The organism is Fructobacillus sp. ESL1096 (assembly GCF_058511985.1).
In genome coordinates this window covers 337,697-351,345 of sequence record NZ_CP196400.1, presented here as the reverse complement: position 1 = coordinate 351,345, position 13,649 = coordinate 337,697, and the positions used below count along the sequence as shown (strand labels likewise).

Annotated in this window: 13 protein-coding genes, 2 rRNA genes and 1 other annotated feature; of the genes, 14 read left to right on the top strand and 1 reads right to left on the bottom strand. The window is 43.7% G+C overall.

Annotation, left to right across the window (positions count from 1 at the left end; all coding sequences use genetic code 11):
• The first annotated feature begins 39 nt into the window (after positions 1–39).
• From ACSYSR_RS01455 to ACSYSR_RS01440, 4 genes are all read left to right on the top strand, one after another.
• Positions 40–2,945 (top strand): 23S ribosomal RNA (locus ACSYSR_RS01455).
• A gap of 75 nt (positions 2,946–3,020) precedes the next feature.
• Positions 3,021–3,137: ribosomal RNA gene (rrf, locus tag ACSYSR_RS01450) — 5S ribosomal RNA — on the top strand.
• A gap of 141 nt (positions 3,138–3,278) precedes the next feature.
• Positions 3,279–3,974 (top strand): adaptor protein MecA, encoded by a 696-nt coding sequence (locus ACSYSR_RS01445; RefSeq protein WP_489816329.1) that lies wholly within the window; start codon positions 3,279–3,281, stop codon positions 3,972–3,974.
• Positions 3,975–4,155: 181 nt separating this feature from the next.
• The gene (locus ACSYSR_RS01440) at positions 4,156–4,557 is read left to right on the top strand and encodes a rhodanese-like domain-containing protein (RefSeq protein WP_252774234.1); all 402 of its coding nucleotides are present in this window, start codon (positions 4,156–4,158) and stop codon (positions 4,555–4,557) included.
• Between the two features lie 37 nt (positions 4,558–4,594).
• Here ACSYSR_RS01440 and ACSYSR_RS01435 read toward each other — a convergent pair whose 3' ends face one another.
• Positions 4,595–4,780: a DUF3042 family protein gene (locus ACSYSR_RS01435; RefSeq protein ID WP_252774233.1), complete on the bottom strand. Its 186-nt coding sequence runs from the start codon at positions 4,778–4,780 to the stop codon at positions 4,595–4,597.
• A gap of 85 nt (positions 4,781–4,865) precedes the next feature.
• Between ACSYSR_RS01435 and miaA the strand changes: the two genes are divergently transcribed.
• The 10 genes from miaA to yfmH all read left to right on the top strand — a co-directional run bounded on the left by miaA (position 4,866) and on the right by yfmH (position 13,643).
• Positions 4,866–5,765: a tRNA (adenosine(37)-N6)-dimethylallyltransferase MiaA gene (miaA, locus tag ACSYSR_RS01430; RefSeq protein ID WP_489816330.1), complete on the top strand. Its 900-nt coding sequence runs from the start codon at positions 4,866–4,868 to the stop codon at positions 5,763–5,765.
• A gap of 13 nt (positions 5,766–5,778) precedes the next feature.
• The gene (gene ykzS, locus ACSYSR_RS01425) at positions 5,779–5,952 is read left to right on the top strand and encodes a protein YkzS (protein ID WP_489816331.1); all 174 of its coding nucleotides are present in this window, start codon (positions 5,779–5,781) and stop codon (positions 5,950–5,952) included.
• Positions 5,953–6,058: 106 nt separating this feature from the next.
• The gene (locus ACSYSR_RS01420) at positions 6,059–7,066 is read left to right on the top strand and encodes a rod shape-determining protein (protein ID WP_489816332.1); all 1,008 of its coding nucleotides are present in this window, start codon (positions 6,059–6,061) and stop codon (positions 7,064–7,066) included.
• 87 nt (positions 7,067–7,153) lie between these two features.
• Positions 7,154–8,008: a rod shape-determining protein MreC gene (gene mreC / locus ACSYSR_RS01415; RefSeq protein ID WP_252774229.1), complete on the top strand. Its 855-nt coding sequence runs from the start codon at positions 7,154–7,156 to the stop codon at positions 8,006–8,008.
• Between the two features lies 1 nt (position 8,009).
• The gene (gene mreD / locus ACSYSR_RS01410; protein WP_252774228.1) at positions 8,010–8,537 is read left to right on the top strand and encodes a rod shape-determining protein MreD; all 528 of its coding nucleotides are present in this window, start codon (positions 8,010–8,012) and stop codon (positions 8,535–8,537) included.
• A gap of 39 nt (positions 8,538–8,576) precedes the next feature.
• Positions 8,577–8,809 (top strand) — a binding site (T-box leader).
• 73 nt (positions 8,810–8,882) lie between these two features.
• Positions 8,883–9,524, top strand: coding sequence for an amino acid ABC transporter permease (locus ACSYSR_RS01405; RefSeq protein WP_252774227.1), 642 nt, complete (start codon positions 8,883–8,885; stop codon positions 9,522–9,524).
• 4 nt (positions 9,525–9,528) lie between these two features.
• Entirely contained in the window at positions 9,529–10,167 is a 639-nt protein-coding gene (locus tag ACSYSR_RS01400; protein WP_252774226.1) for an amino acid ABC transporter ATP-binding protein, read from the top strand.
• A complete protein-coding gene (locus ACSYSR_RS01395) occupies positions 10,167–11,009 on the top strand; it encodes an amino acid ABC transporter substrate-binding protein (protein WP_489816333.1) in 843 nt (280 codons plus the stop codon). The genes ACSYSR_RS01400 and ACSYSR_RS01395 overlap by 1 nt, the downstream gene beginning before the upstream one ends.
• Positions 11,010–11,074: 65 nt before the next feature.
• Complete coding sequence (gene yfmF, locus ACSYSR_RS01390; RefSeq protein ID WP_489816334.1) at positions 11,075–12,388, top strand: EF-P 5-aminopentanol modification-associated protein YfmF; 1,314 nt, start codon at positions 11,075–11,077, stop codon at positions 12,386–12,388.
• The gene (yfmH, locus tag ACSYSR_RS01385) at positions 12,381–13,643 is read left to right on the top strand and encodes an EF-P 5-aminopentanol modification-associated protein YfmH (RefSeq protein ID WP_489816335.1); all 1,263 of its coding nucleotides are present in this window, start codon (positions 12,381–12,383) and stop codon (positions 13,641–13,643) included. Before yfmF ends, yfmH begins: the two co-directional genes overlap by 8 nt.
• Positions 13,644–13,649: the final 6 nt, after the last annotated feature.

The window sequence follows — 13,649 nt, the reverse complement described above, 5'->3', positions numbered from 1 at the left end:
GAAGACCAACTCATAAAACTGATCCAACTGAAAAGTTGTGGTTAAGTGAATAAGGGCGCGTGGTGGATGCCTTGGCACTAGGAGCCGATGAAGGACGTGACTAACTACGATAAGCTTTGGTGAGCGGTAAGTACGCTATGACCCAGAGATTTCCGAATGGGGAAACCCAGCACATAGAAGTGCTATCACTATCTGAATACATAGGATAGTTGAAGGAATACGCTGTGAACTGAAACATCTCATTAGCAGCAGGAGCAGAAAGAAAAATCGATTCCCTGAGTAGCGGCGAGCGAAACGGGAAGAGCCCAAACCAGTGTGCTTGCATGCTGGGGTTGTAGGACTGTCGTTGAGTTACCAAGATAGAAGTTAGGTGAAAACGTTGGGAAGCGTTGTCAAAGAGGGTGATAACCCCGTAACCGAAAGCTTTTGTCCTCTAGACAGGATCCTGAGTACGGCCGGACACGTGAAATCCGGTCGGAATCTGCGGGGACCATCCCGTAAGGCTAAATACTCCCTAGTGACCGATAGTGAACCAGTACCGTGAGGGAAAGGTGAAAAGCACCCCGGAAGGGGAGTGAAATAGTTCCTGAAACCACGACGCCTACAAGAAGTCAGAGCCCGTTAATGGGTAATGGCGTGCCTTTTGTAGAATGAACCGGCGAGTTACGGTATCGTGCGAGGTTAAGGTGAAAAAACCGGAGCCGTAGCGAAAGCGAGTGTGAAAAGCGCGAATAGTACGATGCTGTAGACCCGAAACCAGGTGACCTACCCATGGTCAGGATGAAGGTGAGGTAAAACTTACTGGAGGTCCGAACCGGTGCATGTTAAAAAATGCTCGGATGAACTGTGGGTAGCGGTGAAATTCCAAACGAACTTGGAGATAGCTGGTTCTCTCCGAAATAGCTTTAGGGCTAGCCTCATGAAGAGCATACTGGAGGTAGAGCACTGTTAAGCCTAGGGGCCCATCTCGGGTTACCAAAGTTTGATAAACTCCGAATGCCAGCTATGTATACATGGGAGTCAGACGATGAGTGATAAGATCCACCGTCGAAAGGGGAACAGCCCAGACTGCCAGTTAAGGTCCCTAAATATATGTTAAGTGGAAAACGATGTGATAGTGCATAGACAACTAGGATGTTGGCTTAGAAGCAGCCACCATTTAAAGAGTGCGTAATAGCTCACTAGTCGAGTGCCATTGCGCGGAAAATGTACCGGGGCTAAACATATTACCGAAACTGCAGGCGTGTGAAACACGCGATAGGAGAGCGTTGTAAGGGCGAAGAAGGTCGACCGTGAGGACGGCTGGAGCGCTTACAAGTGAGAATGCCGGTATGAGTAGCGAAAGACAGGTGAGAATCCTGTCCACCGAATGACTAAGGATTCCTGGGGAAGGCTCGTCCACCCAGGGTAAGTCGGGACCTAAGGCGAGGCCAGAGGCGTAGTCGATGGCTAACAGGTTGAGATTCCTGTACCAGTGTAAAGCGTTTGACCGATGGAGGGACGCAGGAGGCTAACAGATCACACGACTGGATGTGTGTGCAAGCAGTAAGTCTAAAGAAGAGTGAAATGCTTTTCTTTGTTAGGACAAGCTGTGATGCGGAGTGAAATAAAGTAACGAAGTCTGTGACGTCACACTGCCAAGAAAAGCTTCTAGGGAGCAATACACTGCCCGTACCGCAAACCGACACAGGTAGTCGAGTGGAGAACACTAAGGTGAGCGAGAGAACCCTCGTTAAGGAACTCGGCAAAATGACCCCGTAACTTCGGGAGAAGGGGTGCTGGACTCCGGTCCAGCCGCAGTGAAAAGGCCCAGGCGACTGTTTATCAAAAACACAGGTTTCTGCAAAATCGTAAGATGAAGTATAGGGGCTGACGCCTGCCCGGTGCTGGAAGGTTAAAAGGAGTGCTTAGCTTCGGCGAAGGTACGAATTGAAGCCCCAGTAAACGGCGGCCGTAACTATAACGGTCCTAAGGTAGCGAAATTCCTTGTCGGGTAAGTTCCGACCCGCACGAAAGGCGTAACGATCTGGGCACTGTCTCAACGAGGGACTCGGTGAAATTTAAATACCCGTGAAGATGCGGGTTACCCGCGACAGGACGGAAAGACCCCATGGAGCTTTACTGTAGCTTGATATTGAATGTTTGTGCTGCTTGTACAGAATAGGTAGGAGGCACTGAAGGTTGGACGCTAGTCTAGCTGGAGCCAACAAGTGGGATACTACCCTCGTTGTATGAACATTCTAACAGCGGCCACTGATCGTGGTCCTGGACAGTGTCTGGTGGGCAGTTTGACTGGGGCGGTCGCCTCCTAAAAGGTAACGGAGGCGCTCAAAGGTTTGCTCAGAATGGTTGGAAATCATTCGTAGCGTGTAAAGGCATAAGCAAGCTTGACTGCGAGAGAGACAACTCGAGCAGGTACGAAAGTAGGACTTAGTGATCCGGTGGTTCCGCATGGAAGGGCCATCGCTCAACGGATAAAAGCTACCCTGGGGATAACAGGCTCATCTCCCCCAAGAGTCCACATCGACGGGGAGGTTTGGCACCTCGATGTCGGCTCATCGCATCCTGGGGCTGTAGTCGGTCCCAAGGGTTGGGCTGTTCGCCCATTAAAGCGGTACGCGAGCTGGGTTCAGAACGTCGTGAGACAGTTCGGTCCCTATCCGTCGCGGGCGTTGGAAATTTGAGAGGAGCTGTCCTTAGTACGAGAGGACCGGGATGGACATACCGCTGGTGTACCAGTTGTTTTGCCAAAGGCATTGCTGGGTAGCTACGTATGGATGAGATAAACGCTGAAAGCATCTAAGTGTGAAACTCGCCTCGAGATGAGATTTCCCATCTAAACAATAGAGTAAGACCCCTCAGAGATGATGAGGTAGATAGGCTAGAAGTGGAAGCGCAGTGATGCGTTGAGCGGACTAGTACTAATCGGTCGAGGACTTAACCAAAGAGTCAATGAGTAAAGGTAAATTTAGGAAAAGAAGAGTAAGGATTATTTAGTTTTGAGTGTAAAAGCTCAAAGGTGTCGTGTTGATGGCATAGAGGAACCACCTGTACCCATCTCGAACACAGAAGTTAAGCTCTATAGCGCCGAAAGTAGTTGCCGGAACGCTGGCTGCGAGGATAGGACGACGCGATGCCGTACATATAAATACAACAGGGGAATTGGTAAATATCAGTTCCTCTGTTGTTTTTTATTTATATACAGTTTAAAATATAGTAAATAGTAACAGGATGCTTTGGTTTGGCATTGAAGTTAATCAAAGTTGAGGTGAATACTTATGGAAATGGAACGAATTAACGATAACACTATTCGGGTCATGATTGAAAATGAGGACCTTCAAGACCGTGGAACTTCCGTTCGCGATTTGCTTAGCGATCGGAATAAAATTGAATCTTTCTTTTATAATATTCTGTCTGAAATCGATACAGAAGAGGATTTTGTTGATAATGATAAAGTTTCTTTTCAAGTCTTGCCTAATCAAAATGGGTTAGAACTATTTATTTCTCGTCTTGATGATCAAGATGCTTTAAATGATTTATTGGCAAACATTGTTGGTGAACGTAGTGATGATGCTTCAGAAATTGTTAATCAAGAAGCCATTGACGATGTTTCTTTTGAACAAAAGATGGCTTTGATGGACCACGATGATGAAAAGGATGCTATTAAAAAGAGTGTTGACGGTCATGTTGATGTTGTTGAACTAGCCGATTTTGATTTGCTTTTGTCGCTTTCAGATCGTTTGGAAAAGTTTACTGGTGATAATAGTGCTTATTTTTACAAAGGTCACTATTACTTAGTATTAGATTCAACAAAGATGTCGTTGACAGCTGCTGAATATAATACTTTGTCGGCAACGATTGTTGAATTTGGCCGTTATACGAAGCTGAATGAAGCTGTTTTGTCGGAGCACGGCAAGGCTTTGTTTGAAAATCAGGCTGTACAATCATTGAACCAACTGTTTTCTGTTGAATAAAATAATGGGATGGAAAATCTAAAAAGGTTTTCCATTTTTTTATATCTTATTGTTGTCTCGTTGATTGAACTAACTTTAGATTGGTAATCAACAGTCAATCCTTTTTTTAAAATAGATTTTCTTCCTGTTCTATTATCAGGTATAATGGCAGTATTATCATTTAGCATTGGAGTGCATTTTCATGAATATCTTGCTTGTTATCACCTGGGTTTTAGTTATCTGGTTTGTTTTTTACGTGGTTAGTACTTTTGGTACGCGAATCATGGCCAAGCAACGGGGGACTGTTTTAAAGGCAGAAGATTTTATGGCACAGCAAGCAGAAAACCATGGTCAATTGGTTGATGTTCGTGATAAGGAACCCTATAAGCGTAATCACTTAAGGGGAGCTCGAAACATGCCAGCATTAACTTTTTCACAGGGAAAGTCTGGTTTGCGCCAGGATATGCCAGTTTATTTGTACGGTGATACGTTATCTGGGGCGAGCTCTGTTGCCCGTCACCTCCGCAAAGAAGGGATGGCTAAAAGTCAAATTTTCTTGATGGCTGGCGGTTATCGTCAAGTGACGGAGCAAAAAAAGAGCTAAAAAAAAGAATCGCTTAGCGATTCTTTTTTAGTAACTATTAGAAGCGAGATTGGTGAGCGGCAACTGATTTTCGAATTGCAGCACGGGAAACCTCTTCATAGTTTTCTTGTTCTTGTTCCTGTGGTTCTTGGACTAATTTTTTGTAGCCAAAGCCAGCTGAAAGAACGGCTAGGACTGAACCAAGTACGCCTGTTGCCAATCCGAGTTTAAAATCTTTTTTCATCCTCAATCTCCTTTCTATCTTTTCTTAATATTATCGTTGAAATAAAAGACTTTGTAAATCCCTATTTGTAAAATGGAGGTGGAATATGGCAATCCCAGTAATTGTAATTGCAGGCCCGACTGCTTCTGGTAAATCAGATTTGGCAATCCGGCTAGCTAAAAAATATCACGGTAATATTATTTCGGCTGATTCTTTGCAGGTATACCAAGAACTCAATATTGGTACAGCCAAAACACCGGTTCAAGAACGTGGGGGGATTCCTCATTATTTGCTTGATGTGGTCGATCAAGCTGCTGATTTTTCAGTGGCTGATTTCATATCATTAGCAGATCAGGCAATTTTAGAAACGGTTAAATCAGGACGAGTCCCAATTGTGGTTGGGGGAACTGGTTTTTATGTCAAAGCACTGCTAGGTTTTCAGTCATTGGACTTTGCTCAATCTGATGAAGAAGAAGTTCGAGCAGATCAGGAAAAGCCTTTAGAGGAACTGCAAATTAAATTGAGGCAAGTGGCTGACGAAAAGTTATTGGCTCGAGTTGATCTACAAAATAAAGAGCGGGTCATTCGCGCAATCCAAATCGCGTGTCACGGTCAAGTTAAGCGCCCCAAACGCCCAGACTATACCCCCCTTATTTTGGCCTTAGATTGGCCAAGAGAGGTCTTATATGACCGTATTAATCAGCGCGTTCAGCTGATGATGGATCAAGGACTTGAAAGAGAAGCCAAAGGGCTCTATGACTGTGGTGGATTGAGTCTGCAGGCCGGCCGTGGTATCGGTTATGCTGAACTTTATCCTTTTTTTGAGGGACAGCAGAGTCTTTTAGAAGCTGTCGCAACTATCCAACAAAATTCTCGGCGCTATGCCAAACGACAATTAACCTATTGGCGTCATCAAATTCCGGGGTTACAATGGATTGATGGTCAAAACGCATGGGAAATTGCTGATCAGCAAGTTGCTAATTTTTTGAAAGAATATAAGCAGTAAAAAGGGGTGACTAATGGATTTTGTACAAGCTTTAATAGATTTAAAAGATGGAAAAATTGATCATTTTGATGTTGATCCCGAAACCTTTCCGGCGTTTCAAAAAGCCTGGTCTGCTTTTCCTTATCAAAACACAGTGAAGGGAATCGCCCAAAGATCAGGAAAAGTGACGTATATTCAGGCAAAATAGACTGTTGTAGCGATTAAAATATGCTACAATAATATTTAAGTAAACTATATTAAAAATGGCCGGGCTCGCTTTTTTCGGGTGTCGACTTTAATTGAGAGGCAAAATCGTGGCATTATCATTTGGACAACATAACGTTGGTATTGACTTAGGAACGACAAATACTTATGTATACGTCGAAGGAAAGGGAATCGTTTTACGTGAACCTTCAGTTGTTGCACGTAACACTGAAACGCAAGAAGTGATTGCCGTCGGCTCTGAAGCCCTCGACATGCTTGGCCGGACGCCTGCAAGTATCGCAGCTATTCGTCCAATGCGCGATGGCGTGATTGCTGATTATGACACGACAGTTGCCATGATTTCTTATTACTTGACGAAGGCACTCGGAGGTCGCGTTGGTAAGCCATACGTGACACTTGGAGTACCTGCTCGGATTACGGCAGTTGAACGTCGTGCAGTCATTGATGCTGCCCGTGTCGCTGGTGCGCGTGACGCTTATGTCATCGAAGAGCCATTTGCGGCTGCAATTGGTGCTGGCTTACCAGTGATGGAACCAACAGGTTCAATGGTTGTTGATCTTGGTGGTGGGACCACGGATGTTGCAACAATTTCACTTGGTGGTATTGTTGCGGCTCGTTCAACTCGTTTTGCGGGTGACAAGCTCAACGAAGCAATTTCATCATTTGTCCGCAATAATAACAATTTGGCAATTGGTGAAGCAACTGCAGAACGTTTGAAGATTGAAGTTGGGACTGTTTCTTTGGAAGATGCCAAAATGATGGAACCAACAACGGCTCGTGGCCGCGACTTGTTGACTGGATTGCCAAAAACCATTGAAGTTTCGGCTTATGACGTGGCCACTGCAATCCAAGATCCAATTAACGAAGTAGTTAACTCAATTCGGGAAACTTTGGAATCAACACAGCCTGAAATTTCTGCCGATGTGATTGACCATGGAATGGTCTTAACCGGTGGTGGAGCACAGTTACGCGGTTTGTCAACCTTGATTGAAGAAGTGACGAAGGTTCCCGTCATTGTGGCGGAAGATCCTTTGGATGCTGTTGTCAAGGGTGTTGGTGAGTCATTGAAGTCTTTGGACGTTTTGCAACGAAACTAATAAGACAGGTCAGGTAAACTGCCAAAAAGCGTAGCGCTTGCGCTGCGCTTTTCTTTTCTAGGCAGTTGGTGTGAAAAGGATTATTCCATGCGTAAGTTATTTTCATCCAAAACGGCTGTAATCTTAATGATTTCAGTCATGGTTATTGTTGGCTTGATTACCGGATCAAATTGGTGGGCCAGTAAAACCAATACGCCACCTTTTTTTCAGCGCGCAGTTAATGATATCACTGGTGGTGTTTCACGCCTGATTGCCGTGCCAACCAATGCCATTGGGACACGGGCTAATTCAATTTCAAATTTGATGTCAACATTTGACGAAAATCAAAAATTGAAGGCTAAGTTAGACGGGTACGCGCAAAACCAGGTTAAGATGCAAACCTTGGAAGAGGAAAATAAGTCGTTGAAGAAGCAGCTTGGCTTGAAAGCAACGTTGACGGATTATGAAACAATTTCTGCCGTGACGATTGCTCGCTCGCCGACTACTTGGCAATCACAGCTTGTGATTAATAAGGGGGCCAAATCAGGATTGAAAAAGGGCATGCCTGTCCTTGGTGATTCTGGCTTGATCGGTCGTATTTCAGAAGTGAATACGGTCAATTCGAAGGTGACGCTGATTTCTGATACGAGCGAGGATACAAATCGCTTTGCAATCACTGTTAACGGTAGTCAAGGCGATGTCAATGGTATTATTACTGACTATGATGCGGACCAGAAGTTACTCATTATGGGGCAAGTCACTGAGAGTCAGACGATTAACCCTGGTGATAAGGTTGTGACTTCAGGATTAGGTGGATCAATGCCGTCTGGGATTCTGATCGGTAAGGTGGCAAAGGTCACGACCGATGATTACGGTCTATCACGTAAGATTTATATTCAATCGAGCTCTGATTTGAGCAGTTTGAGTACTGTTTTAGTGGCCAAAACAAAGGTAGGGTCATAATATGGCAGGTTGGCAATTTATTCGATTTCGGATTGTGTATCCGCTAATTTTACTTCTTCTGTTTTTCATTGATGGAAATATTATGTCTTCGTTTGGCACTTTTCTACTCCATCCACCGTTTCATATCATTCCAACGCTCACGTTGATTTGGTTTTTCTATGCCATTCAATTTGAGGCCACAACCTTTGTGCCTTATTATTTCTATGTAGTCGTGTTTGGCTTACTTTTTGATGTTTATTACACGGGCATTATTGGTACTTATACGGTTGCCTTTTTAGCCGCCACGATCTTGATGGATAAGTTGCATCCTTATTTTGATGAACGCTTAATGTCTGGGATGCTCCTGCTATTAGTTGGCCTATTGGCTTATCTTGTGGTAACTTATTTTGCCGGGTCGATGATTAACATTGCCAATTTGTCACCCTTTGCATTTATCATTCAAGATGTTTTGCCAACGGCGACTTTGAACTTAGTCCTAGCAGCTTTAGGTTATTATCCGACCTGGTCTTTGTATCAAAGATTAATTTAAACTTGCTTTTTTTACCGGGCCAGGGTTATAATGACTTCAATTAAAACGTTGACTAGACGAGTAACTAACAGATTCTTTTCAGGAAGCTTACGGCAATTGAGAGTAAGCAAGAATTGTTGGTGAACCACACCTAGGAGTGTGCTATTGAACTTTAAGTAGGTAGCATCGGTTGTGACCGTTATCGCACTGGTTGTTAGGAAACTAACACCACGAGGTTTCTTTAGTAATAGAGAAACAACGATGAGGTGGGACCGCGTCTATTCGCCCTCTAAGTGCTGTGCACTTAGGGGGCTTTTTTATTTCCCATCGTTTTAATAGTTTAATAGTGAAAGTGGGGAAATCCTGATGAAATATTTTTTTGAAATACTACCAAGCATTGCCACTGGCTTACAAATGACCCTGGGGGTCTTCTTTATTACGATTGTTGGGTCAATTCCATTGGGAATTTTAGTTTCCTTGGCAATGCGGTCACCATACTTTAGCGTGCGTTGGTTGGTGAATGGCTATATTTGGCTGATGCGGGGAACGCCTCTTTTATTGCAGCTGATTTTTATTTATTATGGTTTGGCTATGGTCGGCATTTCCTTCTCACGGTTTGATGCCGCGGCCTTTGCCTTTATTATTAACTATGCAGCTTACCTGGCAGAAATTTTTCGTGGCGGCCTTCAAGCTATCCCACAGGGTCAATTCGATGCCGCTCAAGTCTTGGGCTTGAATAAGGTTCAAACTTTTTTCAAGATTATCTTGCCACAAGTGATTAAAATTGTTGTGCCATCATTTGGAAATGAGGTTGTTAACCTAGTTAAGGATACCTCTTTGATTTATGTGATTGGACTGGGTGATATCTTGCGAGCTGGTTCAATTGCAGCCAGCCGGGACGTTTCATTAGTACCATACTTAATTGTTGGCTTGATGTACTTGGCCATGGTAGCAGTCGTTACGGTTGCCCTACGCCGTAGTGAGAAGCGTTTGAGTGCTTGGAGGTAAGACCATGATTGCGATTAAAAATTTGACAAAAGCCTATGGCGATAATGTGATTTTTAAAGATTTATCACTGAAGATGGATGATGGTGAAATCCTGGTAGTAGTGGGACCCTCTGGTTCCGGTAAAACAACTTTTATTAAGACCCTAACCGGTTTAGAGGATGCTAGTGCTGGTGAAATTGATTTGAATGGCCAGACCTATCAAGTTGGCGATCCCGCTTTAGCAGCCCAGATTGGTCTGATTTTTCAGGACTTTAATTTATTCCCACATTTGACGGTTAAGAAGAATTTAACTTTGGCACCAATGACGGTTAAGAAGATGTCCGAGCAGCAAGCAAATGAAAGGGCTAATGAGTTGCTTTCAACTTTGGGTTTGACTGAGCAAGCGGACTTATATCCTTACCAGCTGTCTGGTGGTCAAAAGCAGCGGGTAGGGATTGCTCGGGCACTTGCGATGGATCCACAAATTATTGCTTACGATGAACCAACCTCTGGTTTGGATGAAAAAACCACGGAACAGGTAAGCCAAGTATTGCTGGCCTTGAAAAAGGCTGGTGTTACCCAATTAGTCGTGACTCACGATCTGCCGTTTGCTGATAAGGTGGCGGATACAGTCTTTGACTTTGAAAAGGAGGTCCAACGCTAATGATTACGATGAAAAAGAAAGTCATTGTTAATACAGCTGTGATTGTGGTCTTTCTTGCCGTAGTGGCTGGTTGTGCTGCCTTTCTTTCTAAACCAAAGACAGATAATGATGCTAATACCAAGGATAATTGGACCAAGATTCAACAGGAAAAAGTGATTACGATTGGTTTGGATGATACCTTTGTTCCAATGGGTTTCCGGGATTCTTCTGGCAAGTTAGAAGGATTTGATATTGACTTAGCCGATAAGGTTTTTTCTGATTTGGGCATCAAGGTTAATTGGCAACCAATTGACTGGTCCATGAAGGAAACCGAGTTAAACACTGGAAACATCGATGCTATTTGGAACGGTTATACCAAGACACCTGCCCGGGCAAAGCAGGTAGCTTTTTCACAGGTTTATCACAAGGTAGCTCTTTCTGTTGTTGTTAAGAAGGGTCAGGGTATTAATAAGTTCGCCGATATGTCCGGTAAAATCTTGGGTGTTCAAACCGGGTCTTCTGGTGAGTCGTCATTGAACGATCAGCCAAAGGTCTTGAAGCAGTACATTAAGGGGCAAAAGCCAATTGAGTATGATACCTTTGACAAGGCCTTTACTGATTTAAATGCTAACCGCATTGATGGCTTGTTAGTTGATGAGGACTATGCCCGCTATTACATTAATCACCAAGCCAACCCAGCAGATTATGAAATCTTAAAGGGTGGCTTCCCAGAGACAGAAGATGTTGTTGGATTCCGTAAGGGCGATGTTGAACTCAAGGCAGCGGTTAATCGGGAATTGACGAAGTTAACCAAGAATGGTTTTGTTTCTGCTTTGGAAAATAAGTGGTTTGCGCAAAATTAATTGAGAAAGTATTAAAAACGCCTACGGGCGTTTTTTCTTTGGGTAAAACCGAGTAAGATAGTTATATGATAAAAAAGACGATTGTGGCGCCTGGCGTCAAGCTGGTTTACCAGCCAACAAGGCAATTTAAAACAATTCATGTCAACGTGACCTTTGCGACTAAGGCTAAGAAAACCATTGCAACTAAACGGGCACTCTTGTCCTATTTGATGGCAGTCTCTTCAAAAGGTTTTCCAGACCAGCGAGCGGTATCTTTGGCGATGATTGATGCCTTTGGTGCCAACTTTCAGACAAAGGTGGCCACACTCGGTGATTTGGATTTGCTAACGGTTTCGATTCAGTTTATCAAGCCAGGATTGTTACCAAATTCAAAGCAGCTTTTAGATCAAGTTTTAAATTTTTTGCAAGCCATGCTCTTTGATTTTGACTGGCAAAGTCCTCAGGCGCAGGCAACTTTTGACCAAGAACGGCAGAATTTGAAGCAAGCTATTTTAAGTCGTCAAGACGATAAGGTGGCCTTTGCTTTGGACCAGGCGCGTGAACTGACCTTTGCGGATGCTGCTGTGCAAGAATCAATCTTAGGGTCGCTTGAGGAATTGGACCAATTGACTTTAGAGGATGTTCAACAGCAGCAGCGAGAACTTTTAGCTGAAAATCAAGTCGTGATTTCGGTTGTCGGCGACTTAGAATTTAACCAATTGACAGAAAAATTATCTGCTTGGCCTTGGACAGACTTCGGTCGTGAGGAAAAGGGTTCTATTGACCAAAATGATTCAGCGCAGATTCCTGAATTGTTAGTTGCTGGTCAAAAAAAACTTGTGAAAAAAGCAGATTGGCAACAGGCTGTTTTGGTGCAAAATTATCAGGTGGAAGGTCTGTCTTTACAAGACAATGGTTCACGCTATTATGCCACTTTGGTATTGAACACCATCTTTGGTGCTAGTCCAGCTAGTTTGCTTTTTACTGAGGTTCGCGAAAAAAATAGTTTAGCTTATAATATTTTGTCACGTTTTCAGCCGGACTTGGCCGTCTTGACCGTGGTGGCTGGTTTTGATTTTGACCAAGTTGACCTGGTTGAAGACCTGATTCAGGTTCAACTGCAGAAACTGACCGCTGGCCAAATTACAGCAGAAATGCTTGACAATGCCAAGCAAAGCTTGAAAAATGAGTACTTAATCCACCAAGATTCCCAGGCTTACCTAGCGGAGCGTCAAGTTAGTCGCTTCTTACGTCAGGCCGAAGCGGGCATGACTGATTTTCTAACCAAAATTGACCAGGTATCGGTAGCTGACGTGCAGGATCTTGCTCAGAATTTAATCTTGCAAAGTCGCTTTGTTCAAGCGCCTGGGGGAAAGAGGGAATCTTTTGGAAATGATTGATTATGAAGAACGGCCAATCGTTTTTCAAACGACAGAGGGGTTGACGGTTAACCTGATTAAAAAGTCTGGTTATCACCAATTTTTGGCCGCCTTAACTGCTCGTTTTGGTTCGTTAACGACGGCAATGCGCTTTGCCGATGACCAGCAAATCACAATTCCAGCCGGTACTGCACACTTTTTAGAACATAAAATCTTTGATAAAAAAGATGGTGATGCTTTAATTCGCTTTACGGAGTTGGGGGCTGACGCCAATGCCTTTACCGGTCCAAACCAAACAACATATTATTTTACGGCCACTAGTCACATCTTAGAAAATTTGGCTTGGCTAATGAATTTTGTGCAAGAGCCTTATTTTACGGAAGAAAAAGTTGTGCGTGAGCGGGGGATTATTGAAGAAGAAATTAAACTTTATCAGGATGATCCTGCTTGGCAGTTGTACCAGGGAATTATCGGACTACTGTACCCAAAATCAGCGTTAAGTCAAGATATTGCAGGAACAAAGGACAGTTTGCAAGCAATCACTCCTGATTTGCTCTATCAAATACATGCTGGCTTTTACCAACCAAAAAACTTAGTGTTGACCGTTGTTGGCGATTTTGATACCAATGAATTAATGGCCTTTATTAAAGGTCAACAAGGTCACATCAATAGTCAGGCAGAAACTGTCTCTGTACCAAAAGAAGAGTTGGCAGAACAGGCAGCCTTTGCACTGGAAAAGAAGCAAGGCTTATCGCTGGCAAAGGGGGCCTATGGTCTTCGCTTACCAAGTCGTCCTGCGGATATTTCAGGAATTGACCGTGTTAAAGAAATTTTATTAGGTGAACTCGCCTTGGACTTGGTATTTGGTGATCAGACAGTGTGGTTTCAAGATGCTTATGAAAAGGGAATTTTCGGTGATGATTTTGATTATGAGTACAGTAATTTTGGTCCCTACCAATATTTAACGTTCTTTGCAGATGGTGAAAATCAAGACCAGGTTCAAGAATATTTGCTGAAACGTCTAGCAGAAGCGCCCACAATTTTAGCTGAAAGCCAGACTGATTTTACCCGGCTAAAAAAAGCTTTGGCTGGGCAAACTTTGACTAGTCAAAATCGTCCAGACCGCCTTGGTTTAGACGAGGATTTGGCCTTGTATGGGGTATCGCTATTTGATAAAATGAACTTAGTAGAACGTTTTTGCTTAGATGATGTTGTCCAGTGCGGCAAACGGCTTTTTGAAGGTGGTCGTTTGACTCGCTTAGTATTAGAAAAGTAAGAGAAA

What these genes read in the sequence shown, in the direction of transcription:
- ACSYSR_RS01445 (WP_489816329.1), top strand. Translation starts at nt 3,279, where the DNA reads ATGGAAATGGAACGAATTAACGATAACACTATTCGGGTCATGATTGAA.
- ACSYSR_RS01440 (WP_252774234.1), top strand. Translation starts at nt 4,156, where the DNA reads ATGAATATCTTGCTTGTTATCACCTGGGTTTTAGTTATCTGGTTTGTT.
- ACSYSR_RS01435 (WP_252774233.1), bottom strand. Translation starts at nt 4,780, where the DNA reads ATGAAAAAAGATTTTAAACTCGGATTGGCAACAGGCGTACTTGGTTCA.
- miaA (WP_489816330.1), top strand. Translation starts at nt 4,866, where the DNA reads ATGGCAATCCCAGTAATTGTAATTGCAGGCCCGACTGCTTCTGGTAAA.
- ykzS (WP_489816331.1), top strand. Translation starts at nt 5,779, where the DNA reads ATGGATTTTGTACAAGCTTTAATAGATTTAAAAGATGGAAAAATTGAT.
- mreC (WP_252774229.1), top strand. Translation starts at nt 7,154, where the DNA reads ATGCGTAAGTTATTTTCATCCAAAACGGCTGTAATCTTAATGATTTCA.
- mreD (WP_252774228.1), top strand. Translation starts at nt 8,010, where the DNA reads ATGGCAGGTTGGCAATTTATTCGATTTCGGATTGTGTATCCGCTAATT.
- ACSYSR_RS01405 (WP_252774227.1), top strand. Translation starts at nt 8,883, where the DNA reads ATGAAATATTTTTTTGAAATACTACCAAGCATTGCCACTGGCTTACAA.
- ACSYSR_RS01400 (WP_252774226.1), top strand. Translation starts at nt 9,529, where the DNA reads ATGATTGCGATTAAAAATTTGACAAAAGCCTATGGCGATAATGTGATT.
- ACSYSR_RS01395 (WP_489816333.1), top strand. Translation starts at nt 10,167, where the DNA reads ATGATTACGATGAAAAAGAAAGTCATTGTTAATACAGCTGTGATTGTG.
- yfmF (WP_489816334.1), top strand. Translation starts at nt 11,075, where the DNA reads ATGATAAAAAAGACGATTGTGGCGCCTGGCGTCAAGCTGGTTTACCAG.
- yfmH (WP_489816335.1), top strand. Translation starts at nt 12,381, where the DNA reads ATGATTGATTATGAAGAACGGCCAATCGTTTTTCAAACGACAGAGGGG.